This is a genomic window from Methylophilus sp. DW102 (assembly GCF_037076555.1).
In the GTDB taxonomy this organism is placed as follows: Bacteria; Pseudomonadota; Gammaproteobacteria; order Burkholderiales; family Methylophilaceae; genus Methylophilus; species Methylophilus glucosoxydans.
The window spans coordinates 248,062-264,383 of sequence record NZ_AP029023.1; the positions used below are offsets into that span (position 1 = coordinate 248,062).

Below are 16,322 nucleotides of genomic sequence, written 5' to 3' on the forward strand. Positions count from 1 at the left end.
AAATCAGTGACCCATTGCGGGGTCGGTTTGAAACGCCCTGCGTATTAAACGCAGTCGCAACTCGATTCCAAAAAGCGATGAAGCTCGTTGATTGCTTTCAGGTGTTGCTGTTCTTCGGCAAACGCTTTAGCGTTGGGAGCAGCATTGTTGAGGCTGGGGGCGTAAATTTCATCAATCAAAAAATGTTGTGATGAAACGGCTTGGTAGGATTCTACGATTTGCATTTTTACTCTTCCTTTTGGGATTCTCAATATTCATTACACAAAACAACGAATTGTGTTCGCCGTGCTTGTGGCGCCAAAATTAACAAAAAGTTCATTCTGCAGCAATGCGGAATTTGCCGTAGTGACCAAACTTGTCAAATTCTTCAGGCATATTTGTATCGCTACAACATTAAAGCAAACATGGTGCCATGTTCACGCTTAAAATAACGCATACTCCTCAAGGTTGGATGACACGTGTTGAAGATGGCTTGAAACCATGTGACGTAAAAACTGAAAGCCAAATCCGCTGATTTTTCGTAGAATATCGGCTTGTTTAATAAAACCTTTAAAAGCAGCATGCAAATTTTCGTCAATGGTAAAGCCATGCAACTTGCCGCAGAGGCCATGAGTGTGCAAGCGTTGGTCGAGCAGATGCAACTGACAGGTAAGCGCATTGCGATTGAGCGTAATGGCGATATTGTGCCGCGTAGCCAGTTTGCCCACGTGCAGTTGCACGCGGATGACAAGCTGGAAATCGTCGGTGCGGTCGGTGGCGGTTAAGCGCGATCTCATCAGCGTTATGCAGCTAAGAATGGAATAGAAAGTTTAATGATGAATGATGCTTTAGTGATTGCCGGTCAATCTTATCAATCCAGACTGTTGGTTGGCACCGGCAAATACCAGGACTTTACGCAGACACGCGCTGCGATAGACGCCAGTGGCGCTGAAATTATTACCGTGGCCATCCGCCGGACCAATATCGGTCAACATGCAAGCGAACCTTCTCTGCTGGAGTATTTGCCGCCGAACGAATTTACTTATCTGCCGAATACCGCGGGTTGTTACAGTGCTGAAGAAGCCGTGCGCACCTTGCGTCTGGCGCGTGAGTTGCTGGATGATCACCGCCTGGTCAAGCTGGAGGTATTGGGTGATCCGAATACCTTGTATCCGAATGTGACCGAAACCATTGCTGCAGCCAAAACGCTGGTCAAAGAAGGCTTTGAGGTCATGGTGTATACCTCGGATGACCCGATCATCGCCAAGCAACTGGAGGATATTGGCTGTGTGGCAGTGATGCCGTTGGCCTCGCTGATTGGTTCCGGCATGGGGATTTTAAATCCATGGAATCTGCAAATTATCATCGAAAATGCCAAGATCCCGGTCTTGGTGGATGCTGGCGTAGGCTGTGCGTCTGATGCGGCGATTGCGATGGAGTTAGGCTGTGCCGGCGTGTTGATGAATACTGCCATTGCGGCTGCGCGTGACCCGGTGTTGATGGCAGGCGCCATGAAAAAAGCCATTGAGGCTGGCCGGGAATCCTTTTTAGCCGGACGTATGGCGAAAAAACTGTATTCTGCCAGCCCTAGTTCACCAACCACTGGCATGATAGGATAAATGTGACCGAACGCGCCCTCTATGCCTGTCAGGTGTCTGTCGAGACAGAGTACTTGCCTGATCAGTCTTCGCCAGAAACGGGGCAGTACATCTATGCCTATACGATTACGATCCGCAATACCGGGCAAACGCCTGCGCAGCTGATTAGTCGACATTGGGTGATTACCGATGCCATGCAACAGGTACGGGAAGTCAAAGGGCTGGGGGTGGTCGGCGAGCAGCCCTTGCTGGCGCCCGATGCAGAATACCGCTATACCAGTAGCGTCATGTTCAGTACACCCAGTGGGGAAATGTATGGCACTTATCAGATGGTGGCCGTCGATGGTCACTGGTTTGAAGTCGATATCCCGACGTTCTGGTTGCATCAGGCAGCCGGGCTGCATTAAACCGCACGCGCAAACATTTGCCTCGTCTGCTGTCTGCTGCATGAGGCCGCAGACCTATCAATGGTCTTTAAGTTGAAGTCACAAACGTGTTAACCATCAAAAACAGTTCTGTCATCCGTCTATGTCTTGTCCTTTCCAGTCTGCTATGGCTGGCAGGATGTCAAACGGTGCCAACGCCGGACACCTCGGGCAGAACATCGCCAGCTCCGAGCAAGCCTGCGGTTGAAAGGCCCGGTACGAGTAGCAGTGTCCCGCCTGTTACGCCATCACAAGCCTTTGCCTTGCTCCAGCCTGCGCAGTGGGCAGACCTGCCAGGGTTGGAAAAAGAAGACTGGATCGCCAGCTGGAAGGCATGGCTACAAGGATGTCAGGGGCTCAAAAACAAAGCGGACTGGAAAGCGGTTTGTGCTGCCGCGCTCTTGGTGCAGGCTGAGGATGTGTCTGCCATTCAGGCCTACTGGCAACAATATTTTAATGTGTATGCCACGCGGCAGGCGGATGGCGCCTCGCAGGGCTTGATCACCGGCTATTATCAGCCTGTGTTGCAAGGGGCTAGGCAAGCAAGTCCGCGTTACCGCGTCCCGCTTTATCAAGTGCCGTCGGATTTGATTACCGTGAATTTGTCGGCATTGTTTCCCGAGCTCAAGTATAAACGCGTGCGTGGCCGCTTGCAGGGCCAAACGCTGATTCCCTATTACACACGGGCAGAAATTGAGCAGCCGCAATCGCCGTTGAATGGCAGTGAGTTAATCTGGGTCAGCGATCCGGTAGAAGCATTTTTTCTGCAGGTACAGGGGTCGGGCATCATTGCGCTTGAAAACGGCGAGCGTGTTCCCGTAGGTTACGCCGACCAGAATGGGCACCCTTACCAGTCTATTGGCAAGATCCTGGTGGAGCGCGGAGAAATGACCGCCAGCGAGGCTTCCATGCAGGGAATCAAGGCTTGGGCACAGCAGCATCCCGAGCAGTTACGCGGTTTGCTGGATGCGAATCCCAGCTATGTGTTTTTCAAGTTGCTGCCACCGGGGTTGTCCGGCCCATTAGGCGCATTAGGGGTGCCGCTCACAGCTGAACGTAGTGTTGCGGTCGATCCGTTTTACATTCCCCTGGGCGCCCCTGTCTATCTGGCGACCACTTACCCCAATGATGTGGCACCTTTGCAGCAATTGATGCACGCTCAGGATACGGGGGGGGCGATCAAGGGCGGCGTGCGTGCCGATGTGTACTGGGGAGAAGGCGATGCTGCTGGCAAGCTGGCGGGGGCCATGCGCCAACAAGGGAAATTATGGGTGTGGTTGCCCAAAACGTTCCCGTTGCCACATTGACCGAGATGCGGCAGCTGAAGCAATCTTCTGAGCGGGCCTGGCAACGCGCTGTTGTTGGTCAAACCCCCTTCAGGTCCTGGTTGCAGGAAAGGGGTTCATTAACTGCCCGCCTGAAAAAACATTATCCGGCGTTTTCGGTGGAGCTGTTGGCACAAGCCTGGCGCAAGCCGCATGTAGACGAACAGGCCATGTTGCGCCTGCATGCGATGTCCCATGCATGGGTGCGAGAAGTCATGTTGCGCGGAAACGGCCAGCCGCGCGTGTTTGCGCATAGTGTCATCGCGCGTCAGGATTTGCGCGGACCATGGTGCCGCTTGCGTGCAATCGGGCGGGTGCCGCTCGGGGCAGCGCTGTTTGCCAATCCTAAAGTCACACGTGGGCCGTTGCAGTTCCGCAAATTGTACGCACAGCATCCCTTGCATCAGGCGGTATGCCGCTATCATCCGCAGTTGCAGCAACATCCCCTTTGGGCAAGACGCTCCTTGTTCCGTCTGCATCATCACCTTTTGCTGGTGACAGAAGTGTTTTTGCCTGCTTGTGTGGACCATCCCCATGATTAATTTTTTAATCGGAAAGCTTTTGTAATGCAGTCAACCATCAACTGGCATGCGTATTATCGCTTAACCCGCCTGGATAAGCCGGTCGGGATTTGGTTGCTACTCTGGCCCACATTGTGGGGGCTGTTGATTGCAGGCGCAGGGCACCCTGATCTATGGGTGGTAACCGTGTTTGTGTTGGGTACGATACTGATGCGCTCAGCCGGCTGCGCATTGAATGACATTGCCGACCGGTACTGGGATGGCGCGGTGGCGCGCACCCAACGCCGGCCGTTGGCGACCGGGGAGATTTCTGTGAAAGAGGCTTATGCCGTGGCGGTAGCGCTATCTTTGATAGCGTTTGTGCTGGTGTGTACGCTGGGCATGCAAGTGGTGCTGTGGTCCGTCCCAGCTTTGTTTCTGGCGGTTAGCTACCCGTACACCAAACGCTTTTTTGCCATTCCACAGGCCTATTTGGGCATTGCGTTTGGCTTTGGTATCCTGATGGCATTTGTTGCCTTACAAGGGGCTGTGCCGGCAACTGCCTGGTGGTTGTTGCTGGCGAATGTCTCGTGGTCAGTGGCCTATGATACGGCTTATGCCATGGTGGACCGTGAGGATGACCTTAAGATCGGCATCCGTTCATCTGCGATTACCTTTGGTCACCGTGAGGTATTCGCGATTATGCTGTGCCTGATTGCCACGCTGGCCATGATGGCCTGGGTCGCCATTCAGCTCAGGCTGGGCTGGCCATTCTGGCTGGGTTGGGTGGCCGCTGCCTTACAGTTATTCAGGCAATATGGACTGATCCGTACGCGTCAGCGTGCGCAGTGTTTCAAGGCATTTTTGGAGAATATCTGGATAGGCGCGGCATTAACCGCAGGCATCGCTGGTGCCTATTGGTTAGGCTGATTTGCGTCCACCAGCGGGCTCAGCCAGCTCAAAGGTGAAGTCGGTCCAATACTGGAAGGGTGCTTGTTCTGCCGGAGCGAGGATATAGATGTCTTCAGAGAGTTGCTGCAACTCGCGCAAGTTACCATTGATGGACGTCTCTTCGTCCGGGGCTTTTGGCGCAGGGGGCATTGCAGGCAGGTTTTGTGTCTGGCAGGCAATTTCTTTCAATAGCATGAGGTCTTCAAAGACGCTACGCTCAAAACCCATACGCGGCACAAGGCGGGTGTTGTAAACCAGGTCGTCAATCAGCGCAATCACCTGCGGCGTGCCCCAGGCCTGCTGCAAGGCTTTCATCACGCGCGGGAAAGATTCGATGCCTTGTTGTTTGAGGTCTGGCGCGTGCTCTACATTCAAGTTGAAGTGCTTGCGGCACTCGCTGGCCATCATGTCAAACTCCTGGTGCTTGCCTTCTTTGGATAATAAATCCAGTAAATACAGCCACATCCAGGGGGAGCATTTCGGGTGTTTGGCCAGGTGTTGTTGCAAGTGCTCAATGGCCTGATTCACTCGACCATGTGTGAAGAGTCTGGAAGCATCTTGCATCACGGACTGCGTGCTTTTTTGTGAGCTGAGTTTTTGTGGAACCGCTTCGAGCCCGAGCACATCATCATTGGCGTGGATAGGAACCGACTTCAAGCGACTTCCGGTTCGTTGGGTATAGGGCGGTTGCGTCGCACCAGAGACTGGTTGTGCAGGACTTGGTGAGCTGGTGAGTGGCGACAAAGTGGTTGTGAATCGCTGGCTGGTTTGCGGCTGGGTCGCCGGACCGGTGGATTCTTCCGTGGCTGAGGCTGGTTGGCGGCCTTTGGCGCGCTTGGGTACTGCCGCATGCCGCCTGAGCCAGTCGGCAAAGAAAAAGCCGCTGGCGATCAAGGCCAGGCCTAGCGTCATCACCAGTGTGCGCAGCAGGTGGTTTTCATTCTGCACATGGACCAATTGCGATTTCAGAGAGGCGAGTAAATTCGTTTGCGCCAGTGAACTGGCATAAAGGGCATCGGATTTGCTTTGCAAGGTGTTAAATGCCTGCTGCAATTCATTGATTTGTTCCTGTAACTTGTCGTAGGCCTCCAGCGGGATGCCCTCCTGTACCGGTTGAGAGGGTGCCTGTGGGGTCGAGGTGGGCGCCTCTGCAGTAATTGGCTGGGTCGCTGTTTGCTGAGGCGCCTCTACTTCAAACGACACCTTCATGTCCGGGTGCAGGGTAAAGGTCTGCGCGGTGCGCTGGCATGTATCTGTTAGGGTGACTTTGACCGGGCTGCTCATTGCGCGGTCGGACCATAGCATGAGCATGCCTTGATCCGCGCTCAGTGTGGTGTATTCCAGATGCACAAAATCAGCCACAGATTGCTGCAGTTGAAAACAGCTGATGTCCGTACTGGATGTGGCATGCGTGATCGGCACTTGTGCCAGCAGGGGTTGGCCAGGTTCAGACTCAAAGCGGAATGCGGATAAATCCGCGGCCTGCACGAGTGAGGTTGGCGCTAACAAAAGCAACAATGGCAACGCCATGCAGCGCAATGCTGTTGTGATCGTGGACTCTCGCGTCTGTGAATGGCCTGAGCGCATGAAAATATTATTTTTTAATCTCTGCGGTTGAAATGATTCAGTGCATCAAGTCGAAACTTGAGCTAATATAGCATCTGTTTGCAATTATTCCTGATAAAACAAAGATCTTTTGCTTAAAAAGCATACTTTACTTCAACTTATTTGCAAAATTGATGGTAAACAGCCCCAAATCTGCAGCCTGATAAAATCATCAAGGCTCGCGGCATTGGTCAGGGATTATTTTAGAATAATCCGTTGACAAGCTTTCTCAAGCTAGCATATAATCCGCCCTCTTAATTTATACGCTATAACTCGGTAGTTATAAAATGAAAACTTTTTCAGCAAAATCGCATGAAGTACAACGTGACTGGTTCGTGATTGACGCCACTGACTTGGTATTGGGTCGTCTGGCCAGCGCAATCGCTCATCGTCTGCGTGGTAAGCATAAAGCTATTTACACACCGCACGTGGATACAGGCGACTACATCATCGTAGTCAATGCGGACAAAATTAAAGTAACCGGCAATAAGGCTGGTGACAAGCTGTACCACCGTCACTCTGGTTATCCAGGCGGTATTACAACCACTTCATTCTCCAAAATGCAAGACCGTTTCCCAGGCCGTGCATTGGAAAAAGCAGTGAAAGGCATGTTGCCAAAAGGTCCTTTGGGCTATGCCATGATCAAAAAAATGAAAGTGTATGCGGGTGACAAGCACGAGCATACTGCGCAACAACCGCAACCATTAACCATCTAATTCAAGACGATTAGGATAAAACATGATCGGTAAATACAACTACGGCACAGGCCGCCGCAAAAGTTCAGTGGCACGTGTGTTCATCAAGTCCGGTAGCGGCAATATCGTTGTAAACGACAAGCCAGCTGACGTGTACTTCTCACGCGAGACTTCTCGCATGATTTTGCGTCAACCTCTGGAATTGACCAACAACACTGCGAGCTTTGACATTCTGGTCAATGTGCATGGTGGTGGTGAATCCGGTCAAGCTGGTGCAGTTCGTCACGGCATTACCCGTGCATTGATTGACTATGATGCTGCCCTGAAGAGCGCATTGTCCCACGCTGGTTTCGTAACACGTGATGCACGTGAAGTTGAACGTAAGAAAGTCGGTCTGCGTAAAGCACGTCGTCGGAAACAGTTCTCCAAACGTTAATTTTTCAACGTTTGTTACAAACCTGTTGTGCAAAAAGGTCGCATTGGCGGCCTTTTTCATTTATATTAATTAACTTTTTACGCAGTGTGCGTTTTAACTCCTCAACTGGGTAAGGCAGATGGAAAAGATTAAGGTAGGCATCGTTGGCGGCACAGGATATACCGGTGTAGAGTTATTGCGCTTGCTGGCGCGTCATCCCAATGTGCAATTGCAGGTCATTACTTCACGGGGTGAAGCAGGCCTGCCTGTGGCAGAGATGTTTCCCAGTTTGCGTGGCGTCGTTGAGCTTGCCTTTAGTGACCCAGCGACCGTTGATCTGACCCAATGTGATGTGGTGTTCTTCGCCACGCCCCATGGTGTGGCCATGGCGCAAGCGCCTGCGCTGGTAGCTGCTGGCGTGAAGGTGATTGATCTGGCAGCAGATTTCCGGTTGCAGGATGCCGCTGTCTTTGAAAAATGGTACAAACTCCCCCATAGCTGTACCGATATTTTGCAAGATGCCGTCTACGGCTTGCCAGAGCTATATGGCGAAGAGGTGCAGCAGGCGCAAGTGATTGGCAATCCAGGGTGTTACCCCACCACCGTGTTGCTGGGGTTGGCGCCCTTACTTGAGCAAGGCTGGATTGATTTCTCGGTGCCAATTATCGCGGATGCGAAGTCGGGTGTCTCCGGCGCCGGCAGAAAAGCCGAAGTGTCTACGCTGTTCTCTGAAGCGAGTGATAACCTCAGAGCCTATGGTGTGGCAGGGCACAGGCATCATCCCGAGATTCTGGCACAACTCAAAAAACTGTCTGGCAATGAAGCTGTCCAGCTCATCTTTGTGCCGCATTTGATCCCGATGATACGTGGCATGCTCAGTACGCTCCATGTCAAACTCAATAGGCAAGCGCCGCGGGCATCCATCCAGCAGGTGTATGAGCAACGCTACCAGGGGTCGACTTTTGTCGATGTGATGCCGGCCGGTGCGCTTCCCGAGACACGCTCGGTCCGTGGATCGAATGTTTTAAGGATGGCGGTGTACCCACAGGCGGATGATTATGTCACAATCATTGTCGTGCAGGACAACCTGGTTAAAGGCGCCTCTGGTCAAGCGGTGCAGAACATGAACCTGATGTTCAATCTGGCCCCTGAGGCTGGTTTGCAAGTGTTGCCATTGTTGCCATAATGATCAGGCCTATCCGCAGAAGACTCAGGAATCACTTTGGCCTGACTGCCAAACAGGTGGCTGTGCGTTCACATCGCCCCTGGTACTTTCAAGGGATATTGGCGGTTTCCTATGTGGTGATTGGGTTTGCATTGGCCTACTGGGTGTTGCATGATGATGATAGTGAAAATATTCGGCATCGCCTGCGCCAGGTCACGACGGAAAATATAGAGTTGCAGAAGAAACTGATCGCTTCCCAGCGTGAGTTACAGGTGGAATTGGCAACGAGCAACAACCTGGCCAAAACACTGACTGCGCAACAGGACGAAAATATCAAGCTCAAAGAGGAGCTGGTGTTTTACAAAAACATGACCAAGCATTGAGTCTGTGTGAGCAGCACTGACGCAATCAGGATTGCCATTTAAGTATATCGGAACAGGAAGTCGCATGTTTTTCAAGAAAAGTGTTCAAATTGACAGTCACATTGATACCCTGATCGGGCATGAAACGCAGTTAAATGGCAATATGCAGTTTGCAGGTGGTTTAAGAGTAGATGGCTTGATTGTCGGTAATGTCATTGAAAAGCAAACCCATCCCAGTACACTGATTATCAGTGAAAACGGAGCCGTGACTGGCAGTGTCGAGGCCTCCAAAATTGTACTGAACGGCATGATACGCGGGCCGGTGCGGTCTTCCGTCTTTATCGAGTTGCAAAGCAAGGCGCGTATTATCGGCGACCTGTATTACAAATCGCTCGAAATGCACACCGGTGCCGTGATTGAAGGAAAACTGATTTATCTGGGTGAGCAGGCCGAAGCGAGCCCAACAGAAACATCAACGACAGAAGACAGTTAAACGCAGCCACTTGAAATCCGGCGGATTACCGCCATATACTGAATACGAATTTTACAGGAGTCTATGATGACCACAGAAGCCACCCTTGAAATGCCTAGTCCTTTGGTATTTACCGATAATGCTGCCAAAAAGGTCAAAGAGCTGATTGATGAGGAAGGTACGCCAGAGCTGAAACTGCGTGTGTTTGTGAGCGGTGGTGGTTGTTCCGGCTTTCAGTATGGCTTCACCTTTGAAGAAGAAGTTAACGACGACGATACCCAGGTGGACAAGGACGGCGTGACCTTGTTGATTGACCCGATGAGCCTGCAATATCTCATGGGCGCAGAAATCGACTATACCGATAGCCTGCAAGGCTCGCAATTTGTCATTCGTAATCCGAATGCGACCACCACTTGTGGGTGCGGTAGCTCGTTCTCGGTTTAAAACTAGCGTAACTCAAAATAAAAAAACGCCAGATGATATCTGGCGTTTTTTTATTTCTTCACTATTTGCATCGCGAAACTAACGCTGATGCAAAGGAACGAATTCCCGACGTTCAGACCCCACATACAACTGGCGAGGGCGGCCAATTTTCTGTTCGGGGTCGGCGTTCATTTCACACCATTGTGAAATCCAGCCTGCAGTGCGGGCCAGGGCAAAAATCGCCGTAAACATCGAATTGGGGATGCCCATGGCGCGCATGACGATGCCGCTGTAGAAGTCCACGTTTGGATAGAGTTTGCGGGAAACGAAGTATTCGTCCTCAAGCGCAATTTTTTCCAGTTCCATCGCCAGTTTGAACATCGGGTCATCGTGCAGGCCCAGTTCGTTGAGCACTTCATGGCAGGTTTTGCGCATGATAGAAGCGCGGGGGTCCATGTTGCGGTAAACGCGGTGGCCAAAGCCCATCAGGCGGAAGCTGTCGGTTTTGTCTTTGGCGCGTTTGATAAATTCGCCGATGCGGCTGACGTCGCCGATTTCTTCCAGCATGTTAAGTGTGGCTTCGTTGGCGCCACCGTGTGAGGGGCCCCATAGCGAGGCGATGCCGGCTGCGATGCAGGCAAACGGGTTGGCGCCGCTGGAGCCGACCAGACGCACGGTAGAGGTAGAAGCATTTTGCTCGTGATCTGCGTGCAGAATCAGAATCCGCTCAAACGCACGGGCCAGAATCGGGTTGGGCACATAGTCTTCACAGGGCGTGGCGAACATCATGTGCATAAAGTTTTCGGCGTAGCCCAATTTGTTTTTGGGATACATGAATGGCTGGCCAATGTTGTACTTGTAGCTCCAGGCGGCAATGGTGGGGACTTTGGCCAGCAGGCGCATGGCGGCCACTTTCCGTGATTCCGGGTCGGCCACATTGTTGTTGTCTGGATAGAAGGCCGCCATGGCGCCTACGACCGCGATCATGACCGCCATCGGGTGCGCATCGCGGCGGAACCCACGGAATACATTGCTCATCTGGTCGTGCAGCATGGTGTGTTCGCTGATGGTGCTCACGAATTCCTCACGTTGATTGTTATCCGGCAGTTCGCCGTGCAGCAACAGGTGCGAGACCTCAAGGAAGTCACAGTTCTCGGCCAGTTGCTCAATCGGATAGCCACGGTAGTAAAGCAACCCTTTTTCACCATCAATAAAGGTAATGCCAGATGTACACGATGCGGTAGACATGAAGCCAGGATCAAACGTGAAATAACCATGTTTGCCCAAGCTGCGGATATCAATCACATCCGTGCCCAGTGAGCCTTTTAATACTGGTAGCTCAATTGCGCTACTATCGTTGTCAAATGTAATGGTCGCCTTGGTAGCCATAACGTACTCAGTCTTTAATCAAGTTGGTTAAATTATACGCAATCGTTTTGTTTTATCACCGCTTGTGCGGTGACTGTCGCGGAAAAGTTAAAAAAACAATCAAAAGCCTGCACCAGATGTAATCAAGTCACTGGTGCGTTTGCACTGCTTTTGGGAATCATTGCTACGCGTCGTTGCCGGTGCTTAGTTGGGGTAAACGGCACCCAGAATGCGTGGCCCCGCCGCGCCGGTGACAGCGGCCAAATTGCCTGGCAAATGATCTACACAGCGTTGCGCCAGCCAGGCAAAGGCGACCGCTTCCACCCAGTCCACGCCAACGCCCAATTGATCCGTCAGCTGTATGGACTGGCCAGACAGCGCCTGCAGTCTATTCAGCAAGGCCAGATTATGGGCACCACCCCCACAGACGTAGACTTCCTGAGCCCCTGGGCAGAATCGCGTCAGTGCATCGGTGATGCTCACTGCTGTTAACTCAAGCAAAGTACGCGCCACATTTTGTGCACTGTCGGGATACTGATGCAGCAGTTGCATTAACCAGGTGTCGTTAAACAGGTCGCGTCCCGTACTTTTAGGTGCGGCCAGTGCAAAATAAGGATCTGCCAACATGGCATTGAGCAAGTCTGGATTAATTTTCCCGCCCGCTGCCCAGTGCCCGCCCGCATCATAGGGTTGGCCTGTGTGTTGCTGCGTCCAGGCATCCATGAGCAGGTTGCCGGGTCCCGAGTCAAAGCCTGTGACTTGTCCGTGTGCTGGCAGATCACTCAAGTTGGCAATGCCGCCGATATTAATGACGACGCGATGCCTATCTGCACTCGTAAACACCGCCTGGTGGAAGGCCGGCACTAACGGTGCACCTTGGCCGCCGGCGGCAATATCGCGACTTCTGAAGTCGCCAATGACCGTGATCCCTGTTAATTCTGCCAAGCGGGCATGGTTGCCCAATTGTATGGTGTATGCCATGCCCTCTGCCAGTGTCGGACAGTGCCGGATGGTCTGGCCATGGCAACCGATGGCTGTCACGGCCTCGGCACGGATGTCGGCGAGCTTAAGCAGTTGCTTGACGGCTTGCGCGTAGAGTTCTGCGAGCTGGTTAGCAACCACTGCGGCCTCGTGTAACTCGTTATTGGCGGGCGTGTGCAAGGCCAGTAGGCGCTGTTTAAGCGCGTCAGGGTAGGGCAGAAAATAGGTGGCCGTTTGTGTCAGTTGCTCGCCCCGTTGCGAGGTGAGCACGGCATCCACCCCGTCCAGGCTGGTACCGGACATCAGTCCAATAAACAAACGTGGCTGGGAGCGATCGGCAGAAACTTGCATGGGTGTCATTTTAACACTGCTCCAGCCGCGCTTACAGAAATGCATGGGATTACGTTAAAATAGCTGTTTTACTTATTTGAGACGGTGCCATCAGTGCGCATCGTTGTATTTGACGGATACCCGCATGACCGATACCAAACAACCCTCATCTGAAGTGCCAGCATTGAGCCCAGAAATTGCCAAGGCGTTGGCCATTATCAAGCGTGGCGCAGATGAGTTACTGATCGAGCAGGAGCTGGTCGAGAAACTGAAAACAGGCAAGCCGTTACGTGTGAAAGCAGGCTTTGACCCTACCGCGCCCGACTTGCACCTGGGTCATACCGTCCTCATTAATAAATTGCGCCAGTTGCAGGATCTGGGCCATCAGATTTTATTCCTGATCGGTGACTTTACCGGCATGATTGGTGACCCAACGGGCAAAAGCGCCACTCGTCCACCCTTAACCGTGGAGCAGGTCAAGGCCAACGCCGATACCTATGCCGCACAAGTCTTCAAAATACTGGATCCCACCAAAACCGAGATTGTTTTTAACTCCAACTGGTTAAGTGAACTCGGTGCGGCGGGGATGATCAAGCTGGCTGCCAGCCATACCGTGGCCCGCATGCTGGAGCGCGATGACTTCTCCAAACGCTTCAAGGGTAATCAACCGATTGCGATTCACGAGTTTCTGTACCCGTTACTGCAAGGATATGATTCGGTCGCCCTGCAAGCGGATCTTGAGCTCGGTGGTACCGACCAGAAGTTTAACCTGCTCATGGGGCGTGAGTTGCAAAAGCAGGCCGGCCAGTCGCAGCAATGTGTGCTGATGATGCCGTTGCTGGAAGGGTTGGATGGCGTCAATAAAATGTCTAAATCACTCGGTAACTACATTGGCATTAGCGAGGCGCCAGAGACTATTTTTGCCAAGATCATGTCGATTTCAGATGAACTGATGTGGCGCTATATTGATTTGCTCTCTTTTGCGACGCTGGAAACCATTGCCGAATGGAAGGCGCAAGTCGCCAGTGGCGCAAACCCCCGCAATATCAAGGTCGGCTTTGCCCAAGAAATTGTGGCGCGTTTCCATGGTCAAGCCGCGGCTGAAAAAGCCTTGCAGGACTTCCAGACCCGTGCCAAAGGCGGCATCCCGGATGACGTGCCCGAAGTTGAAGTGACCATTGAAGGCGAGAGCATCGGCATTAGCCAATTGTTAAAACAGGCGGGCTTGGTTGAAAGCACCAGTGAAGCCATGCGCGCAGTGCAGCAAGGAGGCGTCAAGCTCGACAGCGTCAAGGTGGATGATAAGAATCTGCCTTTGACTAAAGGTGTGACAGTGATCGCACAGGTGGGTAAACGTAAATTTGCCAAGATCACAATCAGGTGATTTGAGCTGAGAAACAAAAAAGGCCGCATCTGCGGCCTTTTTTGTTTAGAGCGTTTTGCGCAAGTTCGCGGGCGGAATATTCAGGGACTCGCGATATTTGGCTATGGTACGGCGGGCAACGACGATACCTTGTTGTGCCAGTGTGTCGGTGATCTGGTTGTCCGACAAAGGCTTTTTCGGGTTTTCTTCGGCCACCATTTGCTTGATCAAGGCGCGGATAGCGGTGGCAGAGCAGGAGCCGCCTGCATCTGTGGCCACCGAGCTGCCAAAGAAGTATTTGAGTTCATAGACGCCACGCGGTGTGAGCATATACTTATGCGTGGTGACGCGGGAAACTGTGCTTTCATGCAAGTCGAGTTCTTCGGCGATTTCACGCAGCACCAGTGGCCGCATGGCAATTTCACCATGTTCAAAGAAGTTGCGCTGGCGATCTACAATGGCTTGTGACACGCGCAAAATGGTCGAGAAGCGCTGCTGGATATTTTTAATCATCCACTTGGCTTCCTGCATCTGGCTTTGCAGGTATTGGCCTGAACTCTCGCGGTTGCGCTTGAGGATGTCCGCATACATCTGGTTGATGCGCAGTTTGGGGATCACGCCATCATTTAAAGAGGCGACCCAAATGCCCTTGATTTTTTTAACCACCACATCGTGCTGGATAAAGTGATCGTGACTAAAGCTGGAAAACTCGCTGCCGGGTCTGGGGTTTTGCTGGCGGATCAGGTGCTGCGCCGCCTTGAGTACCGCTTCATCGCAACCAAGCACCTTGCGCAGTTTGACAAAGTCTTTGTTGGCCAGCAGCGCCAGGTGGTCTTTGGCAATGGCAATGGCGGTTTGCAAGTGTGGCGTTTCTTGCGGCAAACGCGTCAGTTGCAAGAGCAGGCACTCGCGTAAATCGCGCGCACCTACGCCTACAGGGTCCAGATTCTGGATCAGCTTGAGGGCGGTTTCCAGTTCCAGCAGCTCGACCTCAAGTTCGAGTGGCAAGTGCTCCACAATCTCCTGCAGATCTTGCTCCAGATAGCCATCATCAGTGATGCTATCCAGTAGCAGTTTGACCAGGCTCATGTCACGTTGCGATAAATGTGCCAGTTGTATCTGATCAATCAGATGCTCGCGCAAACTGATGCTGGTGGTTTCCTGTCTGGAAAAGTCACTGTCTTCGTCTTCCTGATGATTGCGTCCGGCTTCGTCCCAGTTGCTGGTGCTGCCAAACTCTTCATAATCATCTTCAAACTCTGGCGGCGTGAATTCCTCGTTTAAATTGGGCAGGTCGCTCTCGCTCCCGCCCAGCTCATCGTGCAAGTCTTCACGCAGACTTTCTGCCGGTGCGGTGATCTCTTGCTGCGTTGCCATGTCAAACGAGCTGGCATCTGTCGGCTCAGCTTCTACAGTGGGGGGAGGCGGTGTGTTATCTTCAAACTCGCCTTCTTCACCGTCTGACATTTCCAGTAACGGGTTTTCCTGCAGGATGGTTTCCAGTTCCTGGTTCAGTTCCAGCGTGGAAAGTTGCAGCAAACGGATCGATTGCTGCAGCTGCGGCGTCAGCGCCAGATTTTGCGAAATACGTAATTGCAGGTTCTGTTTCATGACGGATTACAGCCTAAAATTCTTGCCCAGATACACTTCACGCACACCTTCATTCTGAATGATTTCATCGGGCGTGCCTGCTGCAAACACAGCGCCTTCATTGACAATATAAGCGCGGTCACAGATATCCAGCGTTTCGCGCACATTGTGGTCGGTGATTAAAATACCAATATTCTGACTGCTCAGGTAGCGGATGATTTTCTGGATTTCGATCACCGCAATCGGATCAATCCCGGCGAACGGTTCATCCAGCAAAATAAATTTAGGGTCAGTGGCCAGGCAGCGCGCAATTTCAACGCGTCGACGTTCGCCGCCAGACAAGCTGACGGCCTGACTGTTGCGGATGTGCTGGATATGCAATTGATCCAGCAAGGACTCAAGCCTCGCCTCACGCTGCTCTTCCGTATAGGGACGGGTTTCAAGAATGGCGAGTATGTTGTCGGTTACGCTGAGCTTGCGGAAAATGGATGCTTCTTGGGGCAGATAAGCCAGGCCCATGCGCGCGCGCTCATGCATGGGCGCGCGGCTCACGTCGGCGCCATTCAGCGTAATGTTGCCTTCATCCAGCGCAACCAACCCGACAATCATGTAAAAGCTGGTGGTTTTGCCTGCCCCGTTGGGACCCAGCAAGCCGATCACTTCGCCACTGCGTAACTCAAGCGTCGTGTTTTTGACCACGGTACGGCCCTGATAGGTTTTTTTCAGGCGGTTAACCTGCAAATGGTTCTGATCTGCTGCCATGGTTTCCATCTTT

Annotated in this window: 19 protein-coding genes; 13 read left to right on the forward strand and 6 right to left on the reverse strand. The window is 52.4% G+C overall.

Annotation, left to right across the window (positions count from 1 at the left end; all coding sequences use genetic code 11):
• Positions 1-44: 44 nt before the first annotated feature.
• A complete protein-coding gene (locus tag AACH41_RS01100) occupies positions 45-224 on the reverse strand; it encodes a hypothetical protein (protein WP_194749724.1) in 180 nt (59 codons plus the stop codon).
• Positions 225-560: 336 nt separating this feature from the next.
• On the opposite strand from AACH41_RS01100, the gene thiS reads away from it, so the two are divergent.
• From thiS to ubiA, 6 genes are all read left to right on the forward strand, one after another.
• Positions 561-764 carry a sulfur carrier protein ThiS gene (thiS, locus tag AACH41_RS01105; RefSeq protein ID WP_194749782.1) on the forward strand — a complete coding sequence of 68 codons (204 nt, stop codon included), beginning with the start codon at positions 561-563 and terminating at the stop codon, positions 762-764.
• 51 nt (positions 765-815) lie between these two features.
• Positions 816-1,598: a thiazole synthase gene (locus tag AACH41_RS01110; RefSeq protein WP_313986372.1), complete on the forward strand. Its 783-nt coding sequence runs from the start codon at positions 816-818 to the stop codon at positions 1,596-1,598.
• A gap of 2 nt (positions 1,599-1,600) precedes the next feature.
• Positions 1,601-1,984 (forward strand): Co2+/Mg2+ efflux protein ApaG, encoded by a 384-nt coding sequence (apaG, locus tag AACH41_RS01115; RefSeq protein ID WP_275356445.1) that lies wholly within the window; start codon positions 1,601-1,603, stop codon positions 1,982-1,984.
• 167 nt (positions 1,985-2,151) lie between these two features.
• Complete coding sequence (locus AACH41_RS01120) at positions 2,152-3,309, forward strand: MltA domain-containing protein (RefSeq protein ID WP_338656184.1); 1,158 nt, start codon at positions 2,152-2,154, stop codon at positions 3,307-3,309.
• Positions 3,310-3,314: 5 nt separating this feature from the next.
• Entirely contained in the window at positions 3,315-3,869 is a 555-nt protein-coding gene (locus AACH41_RS01125; protein WP_338656186.1) for a chorismate lyase, read from the forward strand.
• Between the two features lie 24 nt (positions 3,870-3,893).
• Positions 3,894-4,757, forward strand: coding sequence for a 4-hydroxybenzoate octaprenyltransferase (gene ubiA / locus AACH41_RS01130; protein WP_338656188.1), 864 nt, complete (start codon positions 3,894-3,896; stop codon positions 4,755-4,757).
• On the opposite strand, the gene AACH41_RS01135 is transcribed toward ubiA, so the two are convergent.
• A complete protein-coding gene (locus tag AACH41_RS01135) occupies positions 4,749-6,308 on the reverse strand; it encodes a hypothetical protein (protein ID WP_338656191.1) in 1,560 nt (519 codons plus the stop codon). The two genes, ubiA and AACH41_RS01135, sit on opposite strands and share 9 nt — an antisense overlap.
• A 362-nt stretch (positions 6,309-6,670) precedes the next feature.
• On the opposite strand from AACH41_RS01135, the gene rplM reads away from it, so the two are divergent.
• The 6 genes from rplM to erpA all read left to right on the forward strand — a co-directional run bounded on the left by rplM (position 6,671) and on the right by erpA (position 9,936).
• Positions 6,671-7,099 carry a 50S ribosomal protein L13 gene (gene rplM, locus AACH41_RS01140; RefSeq protein WP_194749720.1) on the forward strand — a complete coding sequence of 143 codons (429 nt, stop codon included), beginning with the start codon at positions 6,671-6,673 and terminating at the stop codon, positions 7,097-7,099.
• 22 nt (positions 7,100-7,121) lie between these two features.
• Complete coding sequence (rpsI, locus tag AACH41_RS01145) at positions 7,122-7,514, forward strand: 30S ribosomal protein S9 (protein ID WP_049639496.1); 393 nt, start codon at positions 7,122-7,124, stop codon at positions 7,512-7,514.
• Between the two features lie 118 nt (positions 7,515-7,632).
• A complete protein-coding gene (argC, locus tag AACH41_RS01150; RefSeq protein ID WP_338656194.1) occupies positions 7,633-8,679 on the forward strand; it encodes an N-acetyl-gamma-glutamyl-phosphate reductase in 1,047 nt (348 codons plus the stop codon).
• Positions 8,679-9,041: a hypothetical protein gene (locus AACH41_RS01155; RefSeq protein ID WP_194749718.1), complete on the forward strand. Its 363-nt coding sequence runs from the start codon at positions 8,679-8,681 to the stop codon at positions 9,039-9,041. Before argC ends, AACH41_RS01155 begins: the two co-directional genes overlap by 1 nt.
• Positions 9,042-9,105: 64 nt before the next feature.
• Positions 9,106-9,513, forward strand: a complete 408-nt coding sequence (locus AACH41_RS01160) for a polymer-forming cytoskeletal protein (protein WP_194749717.1) — start codon at positions 9,106-9,108, stop codon at positions 9,511-9,513.
• A 66-nt stretch (positions 9,514-9,579) separates the two neighbouring features.
• Complete coding sequence (gene erpA, locus AACH41_RS01165; protein WP_194749778.1) at positions 9,580-9,936, forward strand: iron-sulfur cluster insertion protein ErpA; 357 nt, start codon at positions 9,580-9,582, stop codon at positions 9,934-9,936.
• A 78-nt stretch (positions 9,937-10,014) separates the two neighbouring features.
• Here the strand turns inward: erpA and gltA are convergent, their stop codons facing one another.
• A complete protein-coding gene (gene gltA / locus AACH41_RS01170; protein WP_194749716.1) occupies positions 10,015-11,304 on the reverse strand; it encodes a citrate synthase in 1,290 nt (429 codons plus the stop codon).
• 183 nt (positions 11,305-11,487) lie between these two features.
• Positions 11,488-12,615, reverse strand: a complete 1,128-nt coding sequence (locus AACH41_RS01175) for an anhydro-N-acetylmuramic acid kinase (protein WP_338657565.1) — start codon at positions 12,613-12,615, stop codon at positions 11,488-11,490.
• Between the two features lie 124 nt (positions 12,616-12,739).
• Between AACH41_RS01175 and tyrS the strand changes: the two genes are divergently transcribed.
• Positions 12,740-13,978, forward strand: a complete 1,239-nt coding sequence (gene tyrS, locus AACH41_RS01180; protein WP_194749715.1) for a tyrosine--tRNA ligase — start codon at positions 12,740-12,742, stop codon at positions 13,976-13,978.
• 45 nt (positions 13,979-14,023) lie between these two features.
• On the opposite strand, the gene AACH41_RS01185 is transcribed toward tyrS, so the two are convergent.
• Positions 14,024-15,568 (reverse strand): RNA polymerase factor sigma-54, encoded by a 1,545-nt coding sequence (locus AACH41_RS01185; protein WP_275356460.1) that lies wholly within the window; start codon positions 15,566-15,568, stop codon positions 14,024-14,026.
• A 6-nt stretch (positions 15,569-15,574) separates the two neighbouring features.
• Positions 15,575-16,318: an LPS export ABC transporter ATP-binding protein gene (lptB, locus tag AACH41_RS01190; protein ID WP_194749713.1), complete on the reverse strand. Its 744-nt coding sequence runs from the start codon at positions 16,316-16,318 to the stop codon at positions 15,575-15,577.
• Between the last annotated feature and the right edge of the window lie 4 nt (positions 16,319-16,322).

Bases quoted from the DNA above. Each gene is read 5' to 3' on its own strand.
- tyrS (WP_194749715.1), top strand. From the start codon at position 12,740: ATGACCGATACCAAACAACCCTCATCTGAAGTGCCAGCATTGAGCCCA.
- AACH41_RS01100 (WP_194749724.1), bottom strand. From the start codon at position 224: ATGCAAATCGTAGAATCCTACCAAGCCGTTTCATCACAACATTTTTTG.
- rpsI (WP_049639496.1), top strand. From the start codon at position 7,122: ATGATCGGTAAATACAACTACGGCACAGGCCGCCGCAAAAGTTCAGTG.
- AACH41_RS01160 (WP_194749717.1), top strand. From the start codon at position 9,106: ATGTTTTTCAAGAAAAGTGTTCAAATTGACAGTCACATTGATACCCTG.
- AACH41_RS01135 (WP_338656191.1), bottom strand. From the start codon at position 6,308: ATGGCGTTGCCATTGTTGCTTTTGTTAGCGCCAACCTCACTCGTGCAG.
- thiS (WP_194749782.1), top strand. From the start codon at position 561: ATGCAAATTTTCGTCAATGGTAAAGCCATGCAACTTGCCGCAGAGGCC.
- AACH41_RS01110 (WP_313986372.1), top strand. From the start codon at position 816: ATGAATGATGCTTTAGTGATTGCCGGTCAATCTTATCAATCCAGACTG.
- AACH41_RS01125 (WP_338656186.1), top strand. From the start codon at position 3,315: ATGCGGCAGCTGAAGCAATCTTCTGAGCGGGCCTGGCAACGCGCTGTT.
- AACH41_RS01175 (WP_338657565.1), bottom strand. From the start codon at position 12,615: ATGCAAGTTTCTGCCGATCGCTCCCAGCCACGTTTGTTTATTGGACTG.
- gltA (WP_194749716.1), bottom strand. From the start codon at position 11,304: ATGGCTACCAAGGCGACCATTACATTTGACAACGATAGTAGCGCAATT.
- AACH41_RS01185 (WP_275356460.1), bottom strand. From the start codon at position 15,568: ATGAAACAGAACCTGCAATTACGTATTTCGCAAAATCTGGCGCTGACG.
- ubiA (WP_338656188.1), top strand. From the start codon at position 3,894: ATGCAGTCAACCATCAACTGGCATGCGTATTATCGCTTAACCCGCCTG.
- erpA (WP_194749778.1), top strand. From the start codon at position 9,580: ATGACCACAGAAGCCACCCTTGAAATGCCTAGTCCTTTGGTATTTACC.
- argC (WP_338656194.1), top strand. From the start codon at position 7,633: ATGGAAAAGATTAAGGTAGGCATCGTTGGCGGCACAGGATATACCGGT.
- rplM (WP_194749720.1), top strand. From the start codon at position 6,671: ATGAAAACTTTTTCAGCAAAATCGCATGAAGTACAACGTGACTGGTTC.
- lptB (WP_194749713.1), bottom strand. From the start codon at position 16,318: ATGGAAACCATGGCAGCAGATCAGAACCATTTGCAGGTTAACCGCCTG.
- AACH41_RS01155 (WP_194749718.1), top strand. From the start codon at position 8,679: ATGATCAGGCCTATCCGCAGAAGACTCAGGAATCACTTTGGCCTGACT.